The following is a 14,670-nucleotide window of genomic DNA, read 5'->3' on the forward strand; positions in this document are numbered from 1 at the left end:
CGCGTGCGCCCGGGCGTGCTCGTGGTGGACAAGCCCGCCGGCCCCACCAGCTTCGAGGTGGTGCGCCGGATCCGGCGCGCGCTCGGCGCGGCGCGGGCCGGCCACGCCGGCACGCTCGATCCGGCCGCCACCGGCGTGCTGGCGATCTGCCTCGAGGACGGCGTGAAGCTGCAGCAGTTCCTCTCCGACGGCGACAAGGCCTACGACGCCACCGTGGCGTTCGGCGCGGCGACGAGCACCGAGGACGCGGAGGGCGAGGTGACCGCGCGCGGCGACGCCTCGGCGCTGACCGAGGACGCGGTGCGCGCGGCGCTCGCCGGGCTCACCGGCGAGATCGAGCAGGTCCCCCCGATGTACTCGGCGGTCCGGGTGGGCGGGCGGCGCCTGCACGAGGCGGCCCGCGCCGGGGAGACCGTGGACCGCACGCCGCGGCGGGTGCGCGTGCACGCGCTCGAGCTCGGCGCGCTGGAGCCCGCGCCCGGGCCGGACGGCCTGCGGCGCGCCCGGGTGGCGGTGCGCTGCGGGAAGGGCACCTACGTCCGCACGCTCGCGGCCGACCTGGGGCGGGCCGTCGGCGTGCCCGCGCACCTGGCGGCGCTGCGCCGCACCGCCGCGAGCGGCTTCGACCTGTCGCGCGCCATCGGCCTCGAGGACGCGGAAGCGCTCGCGCGCGAGCGCGGGCGCGAGGCGCTGGCCGACCGGATCGTCCCGATGGCCGAGGCGCTGGGCGCGCTCGCCGCCATCCGGCTGGGCGAGCGGGAGGCGTGGGACCTCGTGCACGGGCGCCCGGTGCCCCGGCCGCCCGGGACCCCCGGGATGGTGCGCGCGCTGGCGCCGGACGGGCGCCTGGTGGCGGTGTGCGCGCCGGGCGAGGGGCGCCTGCGGACGCTGCGCGTGTTCCTGGGCCCCTCCGACCTCCGGGCGGGCCCCGCCCAGAATCGTTGACTCCCCCGCCGCGATCGCTTAAGACCGCGCATTCACGACGCTCACTGCGGCCCGAGGCGCGCGCCTTCGCCCCCGCGGCGGTGAAGCGATTCAGACGAAAGGAACGGCTATGGCGCTCGTCCAGGAGAAGAAGCAGGAGCTCGTGCAGAAGTACAAGCGGCACGAGAAGGACACGGGCTCTCCCGAGGTGCAGGTCGCGCTGCTCAGCGAGCGGATCGCCTACCTCACCGAGCACTTCAAGACGCACAAGAAGGACCACCACAGCCGCCGCGGCCTGCTGAAGCTGGTCGGGCAGCGCCGGCGCCTGCTCGACTACCTCCGGACCATCGACCAGGGTCGATACAAGACGCTCATCGACCAGCTCGGCATCCGCAAGTAGCGGCGGCCGGGACGGCGCCCCGGTCGAACGGCCGGGGCGCTGGCGCTTCCGGGTACGGGGGCGCATTCGCAGTGTGAAGTGAACGCGCCCGCAGGACCGGGCCGCGCGAGGGACGCCGAGGGCGCTTCCGTTTCCGACTGGGCCGCCTCTCCTCGAGAGGCGGCGGAGTGAGGAACAGAGGCATCTTCGATGGCCCGAGGGCGAGCCGGCCCCGCGGGACCAGCGGGACGAACGCGGCCGCAGCGCGGCCGGCGCGTCCCGAGGAAGGTGCACATGACGCCCATCCAGAAGACCGCCACGGTCGGCGGCAAGGAAGTCCTCCTCGAGACCGGCAAGGTCGCGAAGCAGGCGCACGGCTCGGTCTGGGTCCGCCTCGGCGACTCGATCGTGCTCGTGACGGCGGTCTCCGCCGCCGAGAAGAAGGAAGGCATCGACTTCTTCCCGCTCACCGTGGACTACCAGGAGAAGCTGTTCGCCGCGGGCCGCGTCCCCGGCAGCTTCTTCCGCCGCGAGGGCCGCCCGACCGAGAAGGAGACGCTCACCTCGCGCCTGGTGGACCGGTCCTGCCGGCCGCTGTTCGCCGAGGGCTACTCCAACGAGACGCAGGTCATCGCGACCGTCATCTCCTTCGACCAGGAGAACGACACCGACGTGCTCGCGCTCACCGGCGCGTCGGCGGCGCTCCACATCTCCGACATCCCGTTCGGCGGCCCCATCGCCGGCGTGCGCGTCGCCCGCGTCGGCGGACAGCTCGTCGCGAACCCCACGCTCGCGCAGCGCGCCGACGCCGACCTCGACGTGGTGATGGCCGCCTCGCGCGACGCCATCGTCATGGTGGAGGGCGGCGCCCAGGAGGTGTCCGAGGCGGTGATGATCGAGGCGCTGCTGTTCGGGCAGGCCGCGGTCCAGCCGCTGCTCGACGCGCAGGACGCGCTCCGCGCGGCCACGGGCAACAAGCCGCGCCGCGCCTTCGACCCGCCCAAGAACGACGTCGAGCTGCGCGCCAAGGTGAAGGCGCTCACCTGGGAGAAGGTGAAGGAGGCCTACGGCCGCGACGAGAAGCACGACCGCTACGGCCGGCTCTCCGAGATCAAGAAGGAGCTCCTCCAGGCCCTGAAGGAGGAGGCGGCCGGCGACGCGGCGAAGCTCGCGACGATCGCCCTCCGCGAGAAGGAGATCAAGGGCTACTACGAGGACGTGAAGTACGACTACATGCGCAAGATGATCACGGATGAGCGCCGCCGCATCGGCGGCCGCGGCATGGCCGACATCCGCAAGATCACCTGCGAGGTGGGGCTGCTCCCGCGCGTGCACGGCTCGTCGCTGTTCACCCGCGGCGAGACCCAGGCGCTGGTGGCCACCACGCTGGGCACCGCCGAGGACGAGCAGCGCGTCGAGATGCTCACCGGCATGGTCTTCAAGAAGTTCATGCTGCACTACAACTTCCCGCCGTTCTCCGTCGGCGAGGTGAAGTTCCTGCGCAGCCCGGGCCGCCGCGAGATCGGCCACGGCGCGCTGGCCGAGCGCGCGCTCCGCGCGGTGATGCCGCCCGAGGACCAGTTCCCCTACACGGTCCGCGTGGTCTCCGACATCATGGAGTCGAACGGCTCGTCCTCGATGGCCTCGGTGTGCGGCGGCTGCCTGTCGCTGATGGACGCCGGCGTGCCCATCAAGGCGCCGGTGGCCGGCATCGCCATGGGCCTCATCAAGGAGGGCGAGAAGATCGCCATCCTCTCCGACATCCTCGGGGACGAGGACCACCTCGGCGACATGGACTTCAAGGTGTGCGGCACCGCCGCGGGCATCACCTCGATCCAGATGGACATCAAGATCGGCGGCGTGACCCGCGAGATCCTCGAGCAGGCGCTCTCGCAGGCCGCCGAGGGCCGCAAGCACATCCTCGGCGAGATGGCGAAGGCGCTCTCCGCGCCCCGCGGCAGCATCAGCGCCTACGCGCCGCGCATCACGACCATCAAGATCCGCCCGGAGCGCATCAAGGACATCATCGGCCCCGGCGGCAAGACCATCAAGGACATCACCGCCCGCACCGGCACCTCGATCAACATCGAGGACGACGGCTCGGTCTCCATCGCGTCCCCGAACCAGGACAAGGTGGAGGAGGCGATCAAGATGATCCGCGGCCTCACCCAGGAGGCCGAGGTCGGCCGGATCTACATGGGCACGGTGCGCAAGATCGCCGAGTTCGGGGCCTTCGTGGAGATCTTCCCGGGCACCGACGGCCTCATCCACATCTCCGAGCTCTCCGACAAGCGCGTGAAGAGCGTCTCCGACGTCCTCTCCGAGGGCGAGGAGGTGATGGTGAAGGTCATCTCGGTGGACCGCTCCGGGAAGATCCGCCTCTCGCGCAAGGAGGCGCTCGCCGACAGCGCCAAGAAGTCCGAGGGCACCGAGCCGCCGAAGGGCGAGCCGGCCAAGTAGGCCGCGAGGGGCCGCGAGGACGCCGATGCCCGTGACCGTCCGAGTCCGCCGCGTCGGCCATCGCGGCCCCCCGCTCGATCTCCCACGCTACGAGTCCGCCGGCGCGGCAGGCCTCGACCTGCGCGCCGACGAGCCGTTCACGCTCGCCCCCGGCGAGCGGCGGGTGGTCCCGACCGGCCTCGCCCTGGAGCTGCCGCCCGGCCACGAGGGCCAGGTGCGGCCTCGCTCCGGCCTGGCCGCGCGCCACGGCGTCGGCATGGTGAACGCGCCGGGCACCATCGACGCGGACTACCGGGGCGAGGTGGGGGTCATCCTGGTGAACCACGGGCAGGCGCCGGTGGCGTTCGCCCGCGGCGATCGCATCGCCCAGCTCGTGATCGCGCCGGTGGTCCGGGCCGAGCTCGAGCTGGTGGACGCGCTGACCGACAGCGACCGGGGCGCCGGCGGCTTCGGCTCGACCGGCCAGTAGCCTCAGGAGGACGCCATGATCCCGCGCTACACCCGGCCCGACATGGGCCGCATCTGGACTTCCGAGCACCGCTTCCGCATCTGGCTCGACGTGGAGCTGGCCGCGTGCGAGGCGATGGTGCGCCTGGGCGAGGTCCCGCCCGAGGACTTCGAGGCGCTCCGCAAGGCGTTCGACGGCTTCGAGTTCTCCGCCGCCGACGTGGCCCGCATCGACGAGATCGAGCGGACGGTGAAGCACGACGTGATCGCCTTCCTCACCTTCGTGGAGGAGAAGGGCGGCCCGGCCGCGCGCCACCTGCACAAGGGCATGACCTCCTCGGACGTGCTCGACACGACGCTGGCGGTGCAGCTCCGCGACGCGAGCCGGCTGCTGCTCGCCGGGGTGGACCGCGTGCTCGCCGCCGTGCGCAAGCGCGCCTTCGAGCACCGGCGCACGCCGATGGTGGGCCGGAGCCACGGCATCCACGCCGAGCCGATCACGTTCGGGCTGAAGCTCGCCGGCTGGTACGACGCCTGGACGCGGCGCCGCGCCGCGCTGGCCCGCGCCGCGGAGGTGGTGGCGGTCGGCAAGATCTCCGGCGCGGTGGGCACGTTCGCGAACGTGGACCCGCGGGTCGAGGCGTTCGTGATGGAGAAGGTGGGGCTCGCCGGCGGGGAGGGCGCGGCCACGCAGGTGGTGAACCGCGATCGCCACGCCGAGCTGTTCACCGCGCTGGCGCTCTGCGGCGCCACGCTGGAGCAGCAGGCGGTCGAGGTCCGGCACCTGCAGCGCACCGAGGTGCGCGAGGCGGAGGAGCCGTTCACGGCGGGCCAGAAGGGCTCCTCGGCCATGCCGCACAAGCGCAACCCCATCCTCTCCGAGAACCTCACCGGCCTGGCCCGGCTGCTGCGGGGCTACGCGCTCGCCGCCATGGAGGACGTGGCGCTCTGGCACGAGCGCGACATCAGCCACTCCTCGGTGGAGCGGGTGATCGGGCCGGACGCCACCATCGCGCTCGACTTCGCGCTGCACCGCTTCGCCGGCATGATCGAGAACCTGCGCGTCTACCCCGAGCGCATGCGCGAGAACCTGGACCTCACCGGCGGCCTGTACGAGGCCCAGCGCGTGCTGCTGGCGCTGGTCGGCAAGGGCGTGGCCCGCCAGCAGGGCTACGTGTTCGTGCAGCGGAACGCGATGAAGGTCTGGGAGGAGAAGGTGGACTTCCGGACCGCGCTGAAGCGCGACCCCGACGTGAGCCGGCTGCTCACGGCGGAGGAGATCGACGCCTGCTTCGCGCTCGACTACCACCTGAAGCACGTGGACACCATCTTCCGCCGGGTGTTCGGCGAGGCCTGAGCCGCGCCGCGCCGGAGGGCCCGCGCATGCTCCGCCTGGAGGAGTCGGTCGGCGCGCTCGACGTGACCTCGCGGCTGGCGCGGCCGCGCGCGCTGGCGGTGCTCGCCCTGGTGCTGCTCGGCGCCGCCTGGGCCGCCCGCGCCGCGTTCCCGGCGCTGGCCGGCGCGCTGGCGGTCGCCGCGGCGCTGCTGGCGATCCTGGGCGGGCGGGCGGTCCGGGCCCGCGTGGCCGGCGGCATCGTCTCGGTGCGCCCGGCGGCGCCGTTCGCGGCGGCCGTGACGCGCCCGCTCGCCGCGTACGTCACGGCGGAGGTGGAGACCGTGGCGGACGCGCGCCGCCGCCGCGCCGAGGCGCTGGCGCGCGGCTACGCGGCGCGCGCCGGCGCGGAGATCCCGAGCTGGCTCGCCCCGCGCTCCACCCCGGGCACGCACGACCACCTCCGGCGGCTCGTCCTGCTGCCGGTCGGCGCGGGCGAGCCGCTGGCGGTGACCGCCTGGCTGCCGCCGGAGGACGACCTCGAGCCGCTGCGCCGCGCCCTGGCCGCGCGGCTCGCCTGAGCCCTCTCGCCGAGGTCACCGCCGCGGCAGCGTGAAGCGGAACGTGCTCCCCGCGCCGAGCTGGCTCTCGACCTCGATGCGCCCGCCGTGCGCCTCCACGATGCCCTTCGCGATGGAGAGGCCGAGGCCGCTGCCGCGCCGGGAGCCGCTCTTCCAGTAGCGGTCGAACACGCGCCGGAGCTGCGCCGGGGCGATGCCGGGCCCGTCGTCGCGCACCTCCACCCGCGCCTCGGCGGGCGCGAGCGCGGCGCGCACGGTGACGTGCCCGCCGCGGGCGGCGAACTGGAGCGCGTTCCCCACCAGGTTCGAGAGCACCTGCAGGATCCGCTCGCGATCGCACGGCACCGGCTCGCGGGCGCCGGCGGTGTCGGCGGCGAGCGCGACCCCGCGCTCCTGGGCCAGCGGCGAGAGGCCGGCCAGCGCCTCCTCCACCACCGCGTCGAGCGGCTCGGGCCGGGGCTCCACCACCAGCCGGCCGGCCTCGATGCTGGACAGGTCGAGCAGCTCGCGGATGAGCCGGTCCATCCGGGCGGCGGAGCGCTGGATGGTCTCGGCGTGCCGCCGCAGGCGCGGCGCGGCGCCGGTGCGGAGCAGCAGCGCCGCGGAGAGGTAGATCGCCTCGAGCGGGTTCTTCAGGTCGTGCGAGACGATCGCGAGCACGTCGTCGCGCGCGCGGATGGCCCGCTGCGCCTCGTCGTAGAGCCGCGCGTTGTCCATGGCGACGCCGGCGCGCCGGCCCAGCTCCTCCGCCATGGCGAGGTCCTCCGGGCCGTAGCGCCGGTCGGAGCGGCTGGCCACGAGGGTGATGGTCCCGAGCGTGCGGCCGCGGGCCGAGAGCGGCACCACCATGGCCGAGCAGGTCTCGAGCGCCCGGTCGGCGGCGAGCGCCTCGGGGTCGCGCCCGCCCGCCTCGAGCAGGGAGGCGGGCAGCTCCGGGTACAGCTCGGAGCGGCCGGTCCGCATCACCGCGGGCGCGCCGGACGGCGCGTCGGGGCCGGGCGGGAAGCGCCGGCGCCAGGCGGCGGACAGCTCCGCGCGCGCCGGATCGACGTGGGCCACCACCACCGGCGCCGCGCCGCCCGCGAGCCCCTCCGGCAGCTCCACCCAGCACCAGTCGGCCACGCCCGCCACCGCCAGCCGCGCCACCGAGGCGAGCGTCTCCTCCCAGTCGAGCGACGACGCGAGCAGCGCGCTCGCCTCGCCCAGGAACGCCGCCCGGCGGTGCGCGCTCTCCGCCTCCGCGCGCGCGGCCCGCTCCGACTCGAACAGCCGCGCGCGCGCCAGCGCCTGCGCCGCCACCCGCGCCAGCACCGCGAGGAAGATCCGCTCCTCCTCGTCGAAGTGCCGCCGCGCGTGGAACACCAGCGCGAGCGCGCCGAGGCAGCGCCCCTCCGCCTCGAGCGGCACCGCCGCGAGCGCCAGCTCCGGGAGCCGCTCCAGCCGCGCGGGAAGCGCTCCGCCAGCTCGCGGCGGCTCGTCAGGAACTGCGCCTCGCCGGCCACCATGCTCGCCGGCACCGGCCCCGCGCCGCGCTCCAGCGGCAGGAGCTCCAGGCGGGCCCGCTCCTCCTCCGGCATGCCGGCCGCGTGGACGAGGCGCGCCACCCCGCCGGCGCGCTCCACCAGCCACAGCGCGCCCTCCTGCGCGGCCATGGCGTCGAGCGTCCGCTCGACCAGCGCGCGCGCCACGTCGCCCCGCGTGACGGCGCGGGAGAGCGCGGCGGTGATGGCCTGGAGCTGCGCCGTGCGGGACGGGTGGCCCGCGGTGGGGGCGTGGAGGAGGGGCGCCTGCGCCCGGCCCTGGAGCCCTGCGCGCATCGGAGCGCCTCATAGCCCGCCGCGCGGGCGGGTGCCGCGCGCGCGGGCCGGGCAATCGGGGTGCGGACGGGGCGCGGGCAGCCGGGGGATCGTCCGCCGGGCCCCGCCCGAGGCTCAGGCGAGGTGACCCGTGGCGCGGAGGTTCCGCTCGATGCGGGCGGCGACGGAGCCCACCTCGGACGCGAACGTCTCGCCGGTGAGCTTCTCGAAGACCTCGATGTACTTGCGCGCCAGCATCACCCGCACGTCGTCGGTGAGCGGGGGCGGGGTGCCGTGCCCGGAGAACCCGTGCTCCTTGATGAGCCACTGCCGGATGTTCTCCTTGTCCAGCATCTCCTGGTCCTCGCCCCGCGCGAAGCGCTCCTCGTACCCGTCGGCCACCCAGTAGCGCGAGCTGTCGGGCGTGTGGATCTCGTCGATGACCACCAGCTTGCCGTCGGCGATGCCCATCTCGTACTTCGTGTCCACGAGGATGAGGCCGCGGGTCCGCGCCCACTCCTGGCCGCGCTGGAACAGCCGCCGCGCCACGGCGGTGGCCTCCTTCCAGACGTCGGGCGCCACCAGCCCCTGCTTCAGGAGCTCGTCCTCGCCGATGGGCTCGTCGTGCTTGCCGTACTCGGCCTTGGTCGAGGGCGTGATGACGGCCTCGTCGAAGCGCTGGTCCTTGCGCAGCCCGGCCGGCCAGGCGATGCCGTAGTCGGCCTTGCCGGCCTGGTAGTCGCGCCAGAGCGAGCCGGTGATGTAGCCGCGGATGACGATCTCGATGGGCAGCGCCTTGGCGCGCTTCACCACCATCACGCTCGGATCCGGCACCTCGACGATGTGCGTCGGCGCGAGGTCCTTCACCTTGTCGAACCAGAACGCGGTGAGCCGCGACAGCACCTCGCCCTTGAACGGGATGGTGCCGAGCACGTGGTCGAAGGCCGAGATGCGGTCGGTCGTGACCATGACGATCCGGTCGCCGCGGCTGTAGTTGTCGCGGACCTTCCCCCGGTACAGCTCGCCGAGACCGGGGAGGTCGAGCTGCCGGAGCGTGTGCGGGAGCTGGGCCCGCAGCTTGTCGTCGGGGATCATGGGCGGGATGTTATACGTGGCGGGCACACATGCACCCGGGAAAAATCCGCCTCGTGCTCCACCGGCCGCAGAGCGCCGACAACGTCGGCGCCGCTGCCCGGGTGATGAAGAACTTCGGCCTGTCCCGCCTCGTGGTGGTGGCCCCGGCTGCGTGGGGCGGGCCGCCGCGGACCCCCGGAACGGGCGCGGCCACCGCCCGCGACGACGTCCTCGCCCGGGCCCGGCGCATGGCCCGGAAGGCCTCGGACCTGCTGGACGGGGCCGAGATCCACGACGACCTCCGCGCGGCCATCGGGCCGGCGACCTGGGTGTGCGGGACGACCTCGCGCGCGGTGGAGGGGCGGCCCTGGCTCGAGCCGCGCGGGCTGGCGGCCGAGCTGGTCCGGCGCTCGGCGCAGGGCGAGGTGGCGGTGGTGTTCGGGGAGGAGCGCCGCGGGCTGTCCGACGCCGAGCTGGAGCTCTGCCAGGCGGTCTGCACCATCCCGACCGCCGCCGCCTACGACTCGATGAACCTCGCGCAGGCCGTGGCGGTGATCTCGTACGAGGTGGCGCGCGCGGCGCCGCCGCCCGGCGCGGCGCCCGCGGAGGCGCCGCCCGGCCGCGGCGGCGACGCGCCGGCCCGCATCGAGACCGTGGAGGCGCTCTGGGCTCGCGCGCAGGCGGTCCTCGGCGCCGCGGGGTACCTGAACCCGCAGAACCCGGAGCACATCCTGGCGGACTTCCGGCGGCTGCTCGCGCGCGCCGACCCCACCCAGCGCGAGGTCGAGCTGCTCCTCGGGGCGCTGCGATCGCTGGAGCGGACGCTGCGGCTTGCGCCGCGCGGCGACGGAACGGCCTAGGCCGCGGGAGCCGCCTCGGCGCCCTGGTTCTTCTTCCGCGACTTCTTCCACGCGGTGAAGTGCTCCTCGCACAGGCCGTGCTGGAACACCTTCTTCTTGCACTCCGGCTTGGAGCAGGCGAACCAGCGGGCCGGCTTCGCCTCGAGCTCGCCGCGGCGGAACTTCTTGTAGTGGAAGAAGCAGAGGCCCTTCGCACGGTACGCGCGCTTGCAGCCGGCGATGGTGCAGCTCTTCTTGCCGCCGCCCTTCGCGGCGGGGGCCTTCTTCTTGGTCTTGGTGGTCGTCTCGGCCATAGAGGGGCGGTGGTTACCAGACCCGCGGCCGGAGCGCAACAGCGCGGGGGCCGCGGCGGGCCCCCGATCACTCCCCCAGCACCTGCCGCGCCTCGGCCCGCGCCTGCTCGTGCACCGGCACCTCGGCGAGCAGCACCTTCTGCGTCCGCTCTCCGGCGCCGCCGCGCCGCAGCCGCAGCTCCACCTCGCGCCCCACGCCTGCGGTCGAGACGTACCAGCGCAGGCGCGAGGGGGTGTGCACCACGTGCCCCTGGATCGACGTGATCACGTCCCCGACGCGCAGCCCCGCCGTGGCGGCCGGGCCGCCGGCCGCCACCTCGGTGATCTCCACCCCGCCGGGCGGGACACCCTGCTGCGGGGTGAGCTCGCGCACCGACACGCCCAGCCAGCTCCGCACCACCCGCCCGCGATCGCGGAGCTGGCCGACGATCTCCTTCGCCATGTTGATGGGGATGGCGAAGCCGATGCCCTGCCCGGTGGCGTTCACGGCGGTGGCGATCCCGACCACCTCGCCGCGCAGGTTGAGCAGCGGGCCGCCGGAGTTCCCCGGGTTGATGGACGCGTCGGTCTGGATGAAGTCGTAGGTGCCGGGCCGGCCCACCGGCGAGATGTCGTTGCGGCCGGTGTGGCTGATGATGCCGAGCGTGACTGAGTGGTCGAGGCCGAACGGGCTGCCGATCACCATCACCCACTCCGCCACGGTGATCCGGTCGGAGTCGCCCAGCGGCACCACCGGCAGCGGCCGCGGCGTCTCCACCTTGAGCAGCGCCACGTCCGACTCCCCGTCGAGCCCCACCACGCGCGCGGGCAGCCGCGGGACGCCGCCGCCGAGATCCACCTCCACCCGGTCGGCGCCCTCCACCACGTGGGCGTTCGTGAGCACCCAGCCGTCGCGCTGGATCACGAAGCCCGACCCGATCCCCCGGCGCGGTCCGTCGTGCAGCTTGTCGAACAGCTCGCGCAGCCCGTCGTCGCCGCCCTGCTGCGGCGGCTCGGGCTGCTGCGTCACCACGCCCACCACCGCCGGGATGGCCGCCTCGGCCAGCCGGGAGAGGTCGGGGAGCCCCGCCATCGCCTGCGGGGGAGGGGCGGAGGAACGCGCCGCCTCGGTGTAGAGCGCGCCGCGCGCGGAGGCCCCGGGGGACGCGGTCGCGGCCGACGCGGCCGAAGCCACGGCGGCGGCCGGCGGCGCCGCCGACGCGGCCGCAGGGGCCACCCCTCGCGCGCCGGGCGAGGCCCCCGCGACCAGCTGCACCGCCGCCAGCAGCACCGTCCACCCGGACATGGCCACCTCCGCCCGCGGAGCGCGGGCTCCCGATCCAAGGTGGGGCGGCGGCGAGGAGGTGCGCAAGAAGGCGCACCCGCGTGTCAGGACGCGAACCCGGGCCAGCGGCGGGCGGTCGGGCGGCGGGTCGCCCGGCGCGACGCTCGCGCGGGCGGCGGGGAGGGGAGCTCAGCGACCGTCGAGGTGCTCGGCCACGATGCGGTCGAGCGCCCGGCGGTCCGCCTCGGTGTGGCCCTCGGTCGGCCGCGCCGGGGCGCCGCCGCGGCCGGGCTGCTGCCGGGCCTGCGCCGGCGGGCGCGCGGCGGGCGGCGCCTTCGCGGGCGGGGTGCCCTTCATCTCGGCCCAGGTCCGGTCCACGAACTCCGACGGGGTCCGGGCGGCCTTCCAGCGGTCGGCCAGCGTGCGCCCGCCGAACGGCACGAACGCCCACACCGCGGCCAGCGCGGCGCCGGCGACGGCGAGCTTCAGCACGAGCTTCAGCATGGGGTTCCGGGTAGCACGCCCGCGCGCGCGCGGCGAGTTTTCGGAGCCCCGCCGAGCGCTCCGGGCGGCGCCGCCGCGCGACCGCGCCGAGGCCTTCCCCGCCGCCCTCACGCGAGCCACGGGACCAGCTCCGCGGCGCTCTCCACCAGCACCGTCGCGCCCGCGTCGAGGAGCGCGGCGCGGCTGCGCAGCCCCCAGCCCACCGCGACCATCTGCACGCCGGCGGCCCGCGCGGTGGCGACGTCCACCGGGCTGTCCCCCACGAAGACGGTCTCCGCGTCGGTGGCCCCCACCCGCGCCTGGATGACGCGGACGCCCTCCGGGTCCGGCTTGCGCGGCGCCTCGTCGCCGCCCACCACCACGGCGAAGCGGCCCAGGAGCCCGAGCCCGTCGAGGATCCGGCGGGCCATGGCGCCGGGCTTGTTGGTGTGCACCGCCAGCGTGCGGCCGGCCCCGGCGAGCGCCGCGGCGAGGCCGGGGTACGGGCGGGTGGTGTCGAGGCAGTGGGCCTCGTAGTGCGCGCGCCAGGCGGCGAGCGCCGGCTCGAGGCGCTCGGCGTGCGGGCCGAGCGCGCGCTCGAGGAGCACCCGCGCGCCCTCGCCCACGAAGGCGCGGATCTCCTCCTGCGTGCGGGGCGGCAGGCCCACCGTGGCGAGCGCGTGGTTCACCGAGGCGGCGAGGTCGTCGAGCGAGTCGACCAGCGTGCCGTCGAGGTCGAGGATGGCGAGGCGCGGCATGGCGGCGGCGAGTCTACACCCGCCGCGCGATCACGCGGCGCTGTCGGCGCGCCCGGCGGGCGGGAGCGCGCCGCGGCGGCGGAGCACCGCGAGCAGCGCGTCGTGCACCGCGGGATCGAGCTGCGCCCCGCGCAGCTCCGCCAGCACGGCCGCCGCCGCGGCGGGCGCGAGCGCCGCCTGGTACGGCCGGTCGGAGGTGCAGGCGTCCCAGGTGTCGGCCGCGTTCACGATGCGCGCCGCGAGCGGGATGCCGGCGCCCGCCAGCCGGTCGGGGTAGCCGGCGCCGTCCCAGCGCTCGTGGTGGCAGCGGATGGCGGGGAGCGCCTCGCGCAGGAACTCGACGCCGCCCACGATCTCCGCCCCGACGCGCGGGTGCTCGCGCATGAGCGCCATCTCCTCGGGCGTGAGCGGCACCGGCTTCGCGAGCACGTGGTCGGGGATGCCGATCTTGCCCACGTCGTGCAGCACGCCGCCGTACTCGAGCGCGAGCAGCGCCTGCGGGCCGAGCTCCAGCTCGCGGCCGATCTCGACCGCCAGCTCGGCGACCCGCTGCGAGTGGCCGCGCGTGTACGGATCCTTCGCGTCGATGGCCGAGGCCAGGCTGCGGATCGTGTCGAGGTAGCCGCGCTCGAGCGCGGCCACCAGGCGCCGGTTCTCGGCGTCGTAGCCGGCCAGCTCGCGGGACATGTGGTTGAACGCGTGCGCGAGGTCGCCCAGCTCGTCGCGGCTCCGCACCGCGACCTGGCGGCCGAAGCGGCCGCGCGCGATCTCCAGCGCGCCCTGCACGCTGGCGCGGATCGGCTCGGTGAACCGGCGCGCCACCCAGGCCGAGAGCGCCGCCGAGAGCGCCGCCGACGCGAGCACCGCCGCGGCCGGCGCCGCGTCCAGCCCGCCGCGGTCGCGGATCAGCACGAGCGCGAGCACCGCGGTGGGCAGCGCGCTCGCCGCCAGCATCGAGAGGAACAGCGTCCGGAACACCCTCATCGCGCCCGCACCGCCTGCTCCAGCGCGCGCGCCAGGGCCCGGCGCGTCACCGGCTTCTCCAGCACCACCTCGGCGGCGTCGGCGCCCTCCACCCCGCGCACGCTCCGGCCGCTGATGGCGGTCAGGAGCACGGCGGGGGCGCGCGAGCCGGCCTCGCGGATGGCGCGGAGCGCGTCGAGCCCCGAGAGCCGCGGCATGAGGAAGTCGAGGACGAGCAGGTCGGGCGCCTCGCGGGCCGCCAGCTCCACCGCCTGCGGCCCGCTCTCGGCCGCGACCACCTCGTGGCCGAGCTCGGCCAGCAGGTCGGCGACCATGGTCCGGACCAGCCGGTCGTCGTCTGCGATCAGGACCTTCACGGCCCGAGGCCCACCCACTCCGACCCGTCCTCGTACACCTCGCGCTTCCAGATGGGGACGTCCTGCTTCAGCCGCTCGATGCAGGCCTCGCAGGCCCGGAACGCCGGGGTGCGGTGCGGGGCGGCGCAGGCGATCACCACCGCCGCCTCGCCGGGCGCGAGCACGCCCACCCGGTGGACGATGGCCACCCGGGCCTCGTGCTCGCGGCCCACCGCCTCGCCGATCTCGGCGAGCTTCCGCTCCGCCATGCCCGGGTAGGCCTCGTACTCGAGGCGCAGCACGCGCCGGCCGCGGGTCGCGTCGCGCACCGTGCCGGTGAACGTCACGATGCCGCCGAGCCCCGGGCCGGAGACCGCGTCCACCACCTCGGAGAGCGCCAGCGGGCGATCCACCACCTTGAAGACCGGCGCGCCGCCGGCCACGGGGGGGATGAGCGCCACCTCGGCGCCGTCGCGGATCGCGTCGGCGTCGTCGGCGAAGGCCTGGTCCACCGAGATGCGGCAGCGCGGCAGGATCCGGGCGAGCGCCGGGTGCGCCGCGGCGAGCGCGCGGCGCAGGTCGGCCACGGTGCCGGGGGTCTCGGCGAGCGTCTCGCGCGAGGTGCCGGCCGCGTCGCGGGCGCCGGCGAAGTAGAGGACGTGGACGGGCATGGCAGGAGCCTAGCGCGCCGGGCGGGCC

16 protein-coding genes are annotated in these 14,670 nt (G+C 75.4%); 7 read left to right on the forward strand and 9 right to left on the reverse strand.

Annotated elements, in window-relative coordinates; genetic code table 11:
• The first annotated feature begins 3 nt into the window (after positions 1–3).
• The 6 genes from truB (at position 4) to ADEH_RS05695 (ending at position 6,124) form a co-directional block, all read left to right on the forward strand.
• Complete coding sequence (gene truB / locus ADEH_RS05670) at positions 4–945, forward strand: tRNA pseudouridine(55) synthase TruB (RefSeq protein ID WP_011420163.1); 942 nt, start codon at positions 4–6, stop codon at positions 943–945.
• A gap of 109 nt (positions 946–1,054) precedes the next feature.
• On the forward strand, positions 1,055–1,324 hold the full coding sequence (gene rpsO, locus ADEH_RS05675; RefSeq protein ID WP_011420164.1) for a 30S ribosomal protein S15: 270 nt from the start codon (positions 1,055–1,057) through the stop codon (positions 1,322–1,324).
• 273 nt (positions 1,325–1,597) lie between these two features.
• Positions 1,598–3,763 (forward strand): polyribonucleotide nucleotidyltransferase, encoded by a 2,166-nt coding sequence (gene pnp / locus ADEH_RS05680; RefSeq protein WP_041453348.1) that lies wholly within the window; start codon positions 1,598–1,600, stop codon positions 3,761–3,763.
• 25 nt (positions 3,764–3,788) lie between these two features.
• The gene (dut, locus tag ADEH_RS05685; RefSeq protein ID WP_011420166.1) at positions 3,789–4,232 is read left to right on the forward strand and encodes a dUTP diphosphatase; all 444 of its coding nucleotides are present in this window, start codon (positions 3,789–3,791) and stop codon (positions 4,230–4,232) included.
• Between the two features lie 15 nt (positions 4,233–4,247).
• Positions 4,248–5,567: an adenylosuccinate lyase gene (purB, locus tag ADEH_RS05690; protein WP_011420167.1), complete on the forward strand. Its 1,320-nt coding sequence runs from the start codon at positions 4,248–4,250 to the stop codon at positions 5,565–5,567.
• A 26-nt stretch (positions 5,568–5,593) separates the two neighbouring features.
• Positions 5,594–6,124 (forward strand): hypothetical protein, encoded by a 531-nt coding sequence (locus tag ADEH_RS05695; protein WP_011420168.1) that lies wholly within the window; start codon positions 5,594–5,596, stop codon positions 6,122–6,124.
• Positions 6,125–6,139: 15 nt separating this feature from the next.
• Here the strand turns inward: ADEH_RS05695 and ADEH_RS05700 are convergent, their stop codons facing one another.
• Positions 6,140–7,531, reverse strand: coding sequence for a sensor histidine kinase (locus ADEH_RS05700; RefSeq protein ID WP_011420169.1), 1,392 nt, complete (start codon positions 7,529–7,531; stop codon positions 6,140–6,142).
• Between the two features lie 524 nt (positions 7,532–8,055).
• A complete protein-coding gene (locus tag ADEH_RS05705; RefSeq protein ID WP_011420170.1) occupies positions 8,056–9,015 on the reverse strand; it encodes a phosphoribosylaminoimidazolesuccinocarboxamide synthase in 960 nt (319 codons plus the stop codon).
• 29 nt (positions 9,016–9,044) lie between these two features.
• Between ADEH_RS05705 and ADEH_RS05710 the strand changes: the two genes are divergently transcribed.
• Entirely contained in the window at positions 9,045–9,854 is an 810-nt protein-coding gene (locus ADEH_RS05710; RefSeq protein ID WP_011420171.1) for an RNA methyltransferase, read from the forward strand.
• Here ADEH_RS05710 and ADEH_RS05715 read toward each other — a convergent pair.
• From ADEH_RS05715 to ADEH_RS05745, 7 genes are all read right to left on the reverse strand, one after another.
• Positions 9,851–10,147 carry a hypothetical protein gene (locus ADEH_RS05715; protein ID WP_011420172.1) on the reverse strand — a complete coding sequence of 99 codons (297 nt, stop codon included), beginning with the start codon at positions 10,145–10,147 and terminating at the stop codon, positions 9,851–9,853. The two genes, ADEH_RS05710 and ADEH_RS05715, sit on opposite strands and share 4 nt — an antisense overlap.
• A gap of 67 nt (positions 10,148–10,214) precedes the next feature.
• Positions 10,215–11,432 carry a S1C family serine protease gene (locus tag ADEH_RS05720; protein ID WP_041453349.1) on the reverse strand — a complete coding sequence of 406 codons (1,218 nt, stop codon included), beginning with the start codon at positions 11,430–11,432 and terminating at the stop codon, positions 10,215–10,217.
• 168 nt (positions 11,433–11,600) lie between these two features.
• Positions 11,601–11,915, reverse strand: coding sequence for a hypothetical protein (locus ADEH_RS05725; protein ID WP_041453350.1), 315 nt, complete (start codon positions 11,913–11,915; stop codon positions 11,601–11,603).
• A gap of 107 nt (positions 11,916–12,022) precedes the next feature.
• Positions 12,023–12,652, reverse strand: a complete 630-nt coding sequence (locus ADEH_RS05730; protein WP_011420175.1) for an HAD family hydrolase — start codon at positions 12,650–12,652, stop codon at positions 12,023–12,025.
• A 30-nt stretch (positions 12,653–12,682) separates the two neighbouring features.
• On the reverse strand, positions 12,683–13,636 hold the full coding sequence (locus tag ADEH_RS05735; protein ID WP_011420176.1) for an HD-GYP domain-containing protein: 954 nt from the start codon (positions 13,634–13,636) through the stop codon (positions 12,683–12,685).
• A complete protein-coding gene (locus ADEH_RS05740) occupies positions 13,633–13,992 on the reverse strand; it encodes a response regulator (protein WP_041453351.1) in 360 nt (119 codons plus the stop codon). The genes ADEH_RS05735 and ADEH_RS05740 overlap by 4 nt, the downstream gene beginning before the upstream one ends.
• A complete protein-coding gene (locus ADEH_RS05745) occupies positions 13,989–14,642 on the reverse strand; it encodes a molybdenum cofactor biosynthesis protein MoaE (protein WP_011420178.1) in 654 nt (217 codons plus the stop codon). The genes ADEH_RS05740 and ADEH_RS05745 overlap by 4 nt, the downstream gene beginning before the upstream one ends.
• Positions 14,643–14,670 lie beyond the last annotated feature (28 nt).

It is taken from the genome of Anaeromyxobacter dehalogenans 2CP-C (assembly GCF_000013385.1).
Lineage (GTDB): Bacteria > Myxococcota > Myxococcia > Myxococcales > Anaeromyxobacteraceae > Anaeromyxobacter > Anaeromyxobacter dehalogenans_B.

Excerpts from the sequence above, each read along its gene's own strand:
- ADEH_RS05695 (WP_011420168.1), top strand. The coding sequence starts at position 5,594 with ATGCTCCGCCTGGAGGAGTCGGTCGGCGCGCTCGACGTGACCTCGCGG.
- ADEH_RS05730 (WP_011420175.1), bottom strand. The coding sequence starts at position 12,652 with ATGCCGCGCCTCGCCATCCTCGACCTCGACGGCACGCTGGTCGACTCG.
- ADEH_RS05720 (WP_041453349.1), bottom strand. The coding sequence starts at position 11,432 with ATGTCCGGGTGGACGGTGCTGCTGGCGGCGGTGCAGCTGGTCGCGGGG.
- ADEH_RS05725 (WP_041453350.1), bottom strand. The coding sequence starts at position 11,915 with ATGCTGAAGCTCGTGCTGAAGCTCGCCGTCGCCGGCGCCGCGCTGGCC.
- ADEH_RS05705 (WP_011420170.1), bottom strand. The coding sequence starts at position 9,015 with ATGATCCCCGACGACAAGCTGCGGGCCCAGCTCCCGCACACGCTCCGG.
- pnp (WP_041453348.1), top strand. The coding sequence starts at position 1,598 with ATGACGCCCATCCAGAAGACCGCCACGGTCGGCGGCAAGGAAGTCCTC.
- purB (WP_011420167.1), top strand. The coding sequence starts at position 4,248 with ATGATCCCGCGCTACACCCGGCCCGACATGGGCCGCATCTGGACTTCC.
- dut (WP_011420166.1), top strand. The coding sequence starts at position 3,789 with ATGCCCGTGACCGTCCGAGTCCGCCGCGTCGGCCATCGCGGCCCCCCG.
- ADEH_RS05735 (WP_011420176.1), bottom strand. The coding sequence starts at position 13,636 with ATGAGGGTGTTCCGGACGCTGTTCCTCTCGATGCTGGCGGCGAGCGCG.
- ADEH_RS05710 (WP_011420171.1), top strand. The coding sequence starts at position 9,045 with ATGCACCCGGGAAAAATCCGCCTCGTGCTCCACCGGCCGCAGAGCGCC.
- ADEH_RS05715 (WP_011420172.1), bottom strand. The coding sequence starts at position 10,147 with ATGGCCGAGACGACCACCAAGACCAAGAAGAAGGCCCCCGCCGCGAAG.
- ADEH_RS05745 (WP_011420178.1), bottom strand. The coding sequence starts at position 14,642 with ATGCCCGTCCACGTCCTCTACTTCGCCGGCGCCCGCGACGCGGCCGGC.
- rpsO (WP_011420164.1), top strand. The coding sequence starts at position 1,055 with ATGGCGCTCGTCCAGGAGAAGAAGCAGGAGCTCGTGCAGAAGTACAAG.